The organism is Pseudoflavonifractor sp. An85, from assembly GCF_002161235.1.
Lineage (GTDB): Bacteria > Bacillota > Clostridia > Oscillospirales > Oscillospiraceae > Enterenecus.
Map to the genome: position 1 here is coordinate 1 of NZ_NFHE01000097.1, position 1,269 is coordinate 1,269.

Here is a 1,269-nt window from a genome sequence, read left to right on the forward strand (position 1 = left end):
GGCCAGCCCGACCGAAAGAAAGGAAGCATCTATGGAAAATACTACCGAAAGCAGGGAAATCTCAAGGGGATCGAAGCCTATTCCCCCCGCGCGGAACGTGTCATCGTATGACTATGAGGGCGATCCCGTGACCGCCAACTTCGACATTGATGAGTTTGTCCACGCCACAGGCGAGGGCGGCATCGACCCCCGCCCCGTGTACGACGACGCGGGGGCCATCGACGTGGATGCACTCGGGCAGGTCGCGCCCCGGCGCGGCCGCACCGCCCACGGGCGCAAGCTCACCCGGAAGGAGAAGAAGGCCGCGAAGCGCGACATCGCCCGCCGGGAACGGGAGGCGAAGGACGCGGAGAAGACCGCCAAGCGCAGCTACAAGTCCATCAAGTCCCAGCTCAAGGACCGGGATAAGGAACTGAGCGACAAGACCGAGGGCTTCCGACGCAAGCGAGAGGCGGCGAAGACCGTCACCGACTACATCGGGTACAACAGGATGTATCAGGACGGCATCTGCGAGGTGGAGGAGGGCCTGTTCTCCTCGTCCATCGCGTTCGACGACACCAGCTACCACAGCGTGCGCGACGAACAGCAAAAGGCCATGTTCTCCGCCCTGACCCGCCTGTACGACCAGTTCGGCGCGAATACCCTCGTGCAGATGAGCGTCGTCAACACGCCCCTCCTGCGGGAGGAGGTGGGCCACCGGAGGTTCTTCAACCCCAACGCCCAGTCCACCGACGCGGCCCGGCACGACGCCCAACTGTTCAACGACATCCTGAACGACAAGGTGAAGGAGGGCGTGAGCAACATCCGCCGCAACCGCTACCTGACCTATTCCGTGTCGGCGGACACGGCGGAGGACGCCGCCCGGCAGCTCTCCCGCATCGAAACGGAATCCAGCCGCATCCTGAACTCCATGGGGTCCAAGCCCCATCTGTTGAACGGCACCCAGCGGCTCAGGGTCATCCACAGCCTGCTGAACCCGTACAAGCCGTTCTACTTCGACTACCAGCGAGACATCTCCGCCCGCAGCGTGCAGACCACCAAGGACTGCATCGCGCCCACACAGATCGACTTCAAGCCGGATGGCGTGTACAACGACTGCTTCCAACTGGACAACGGCGTGTACGGGCAGGTGCTCGTCATGAAGAAGTTCGGCTCGGAACTCTCCGACCGCGCTTTGGCGGACATCGTGGACCTGCCCATCCCCATGGAGGTCACGTGGTACGTGCAGCCCATGGACAAGTCGAAGGCCATCAACTTCGTGCGCAGCCG

Annotated in this window: 1 protein-coding gene; it reads left to right on the forward strand. The window is 63.0% G+C overall.

The window, feature by feature from the left end:
• Positions 1 to 127 precede the first annotated feature (127 nt).
• Positions 128 to 1,269 (forward strand): hypothetical protein (locus tag B5G37_RS14500; RefSeq protein WP_204217966.1); only part of this gene is annotated, 1,142 nt, incomplete at its 3' end.